Annotated in this window: 2 protein-coding genes; one reads left to right on the forward strand and one right to left on the reverse strand. The window is 65.1% G+C overall.

Going from position 1 to position 699, the window contains the following annotated elements; genetic code table 11:
* A partial coding sequence (locus DBR23_RS30905; protein WP_233250519.1) for a porin occupies window positions 1–354 on the forward strand: 354 nt, incomplete at its 5' end.
* A 73-nt stretch (window positions 355–427) separates the two neighbouring features.
* Here the strand turns inward: DBR23_RS30905 and DBR23_RS17035 are convergent.
* Window positions 428–699 (reverse strand): MOFRL family protein (locus tag DBR23_RS17035; protein ID WP_304466215.1); only part of this gene is annotated, 272 nt, incomplete at its 5' end.

Genomic DNA, 699 nt, shown 5'->3' on the forward strand with positions numbered 1-699 from the left:
CCCAGCACCTACCTGGGCACCACCAAGACCGACTGGATGCTGGGCGGCGCGTATGACTTTGCGATCGTGAAGGCCTTTGCGAGCTACGGCCAGGCCAAGGCCGACAACACCACCAACAAGGCCAAGACGACGCAGCTGGGCGTGTCGGTGCCCGCAGGCGCCACCGGTAAGGTGCTGGCATCGTGGGCGCAGACCAAGATGACGGCTACTGACATCTCGCGCAAGACCTTCACCGTGGGGTATGACTACTTCCTGTCCAAGCGCACCGATGTGTACGTGATGGCCATGAACGACCGCATCACCAACCAGACCAAGGGCAACAGCTTCGGCGTGGGCATCCGCCACCGGTTCTGAGGCCTGCACAGGGCGCCTGGGGCCTTCTTCAAGCCCCAGCAGCCCCAAGCGCTAGTGCAATATTCCTGAGGCGCTACAAAACCAGTAGCACCCGAAAATCGTTCACGTTGGTGTGTGTGGGGCCGGTGACCAGCAGGTCGTCCAGCCCCGCAAAAAATCCCCAGGCGTCGTTGCGCGCCAGGTGGTCGTCGATGCGCAGGCCTGCAGCGCCTGCGCGCGCCAGCGTGTCGGGGCACACAAAGGCCCCCGCGTTGTCTTCGCTGCCGTCGATGCCGTCGGTGTCGGCCGCCAGCGCCCACACGGCGGGCTCGCCCTGCAGCGCCTGCGCCAGGCCCAGGCAAAACT

It is taken from the genome of Acidovorax sp. HMWF018, assembly GCF_003061035.1.
In the GTDB taxonomy this organism is placed as follows: domain Bacteria; phylum Pseudomonadota; class Gammaproteobacteria; order Burkholderiales; family Burkholderiaceae_C; genus Acidovorax; species Acidovorax delafieldii.